Annotated in this window: 3 protein-coding genes; all 3 read right to left on the reverse strand. The window is 75.0% G+C overall.

The window, feature by feature from the left end:
• A partial coding sequence (locus AB8Z36_RS39810) for a GHMP family kinase ATP-binding protein (protein ID WP_440582130.1) occupies nt 1-405 on the reverse strand: 405 nt, incomplete at its 3' end.
• Nucleotides 402-1,268 carry a 16S rRNA (adenine(1518)-N(6)/adenine(1519)-N(6))-dimethyltransferase RsmA gene (gene rsmA / locus AB8Z36_RS39815; protein ID WP_369218237.1) on the reverse strand — a complete coding sequence of 289 codons (867 nt, stop codon included), beginning with the start codon at nt 1,266-1,268 and terminating at the stop codon, nt 402-404. The genes AB8Z36_RS39810 and rsmA, both read right to left, overlap by 4 nt.
• Before the next feature lie 26 nt (nt 1,269-1,294).
• Nucleotides 1,295-1,487 (reverse strand): transglycosylase family protein (locus AB8Z36_RS39820; protein WP_369218238.1); only part of this gene is annotated, 193 nt, incomplete at its 5' end.

Genomic DNA, 1,487 nt, shown 5'->3' on the forward strand with positions numbered 1-1,487 from the left:
GCCGAGTTGGGCGCAGAGGTCGAGCAGTTCGCGCGCGGTGGCACCGGTGCCCCACAGCGCGTCGCAGGCCACGAGGGCGCCCGCGGCGTCCGCGCTGCCGCCCGCCATGCCACCGGCGACGGGGATGTCCTTGGCGATGTGGATGTGCACGGCGCCGGTGATGCCGTGCCGCGCGGCCAGCAGGCCGGCGGCGCGCGCGGCCAGGTTGGTGCCGTCCAGGGGCACCTGGTCGGCGCCGGGCCCCTCGCAGGTCACCCGCGGCTCGTCGGCGGGGGCGACCGTCACCTCGTCGTAGAGCCCGACGGCGAGGAAGACGTTGGCGAGGTCGTGGAAGCCGTCGGGGCGGGCGGGGCCCACGGCGAGCTGGACGTTGACCTTCGCGGGGACGCGTACCGTCGCGCTCACGCGGCGGCCTCCTTGTGCTCGGCGATGCGCGCGAACTCCGCCACGGTCAGGGCCTCGCCGCGCGCCTGGGGCGAAACTCCGGCGGCGACCAGCGCGGCCTCCGCGGCGGCGGCGCTGCCCGCCCAGCCGGACAGGGCGGCCCGCAGCGTCTTCCTGCGCTGCGCGAAGGCGGCGTCGACGACGGCGAAGACCTCGCGCCGGGACGCCGTGGTCCTGACCGGCTCGGTGCGCCGCACCAGCGAGACCAGACCCGAGTCGACGTTCGGGGCGGGCCAGAAGACATTGCGGCCGATGGCTCCGGCGCGCTTCACGTCGGCGTACCAGTTGGCCTTCACGGACGGCACCCCGTACACCCGCGAGCCGGGGCCCGCGGCGAGCCGGTCGGCGACCTCGGACTGCACCATCACCAGGGTGCGCTCGATGGTCGGGAAGGTGTCGAGCATGTGCAGCAGGACGGGGACGGCGACGTTGTACGGGAGGTTCGCGACGAGCGCGGTGGGCGCGGGGCCCGGCAGCTCCTTCACCAGCATCGCGTCGCTGTGCACGAGGTCGAAGGCGCCCTCCTTGTGCGGCAGGCGCGCCTTGACGGTCGCGGGCAGCGCCCCGGCGAGCACGTCGTCGATCTCCACGGCGGTGACGTGGGAGGCGGTCTCCAGGAGGGCCAGCGTCAGGGAGCCGAGGCCGGGGCCGACCTCGACGACGACGTCCTCGGGGCCGACCTCCGCGGTGCGGACGATGCGGCGGACGGTGTTCGCGTCGATGACGAAGTTCTGGCCGCGCTGCTTGGTCGGGCGTACGCCGAGGGCAGCGGCCAGTTCGCGGATGTCGGCGGGCCCGAGGAGGACGCCGTGCTCAGTGCTCACCCCATTAGGTTACGGGGCCCGGCCGGTCAGCCCCGCAGTCGCTGCCCGCAGTGCGGCCACGGGCTGGCGCCCCGCTGGACGTAGAGCTTCTTCGCGCGGTACGTCTGCTCCGAGGACGGGGCGTCCTGGGGACGCCCCGAGCCGCCGAGGGACTGCCAGGTGTGGGTGTCGAACTGGTACAGGCCGCCGTAGGTGCCCGAGGCGTCCACCGCCCCCGGC

Source organism: Streptomyces flavofungini, from assembly GCF_041028215.1.
Classification (GTDB): domain Bacteria; phylum Actinomycetota; class Actinomycetes; order Streptomycetales; family Streptomycetaceae; genus Streptomyces; species Streptomyces flavofungini_B.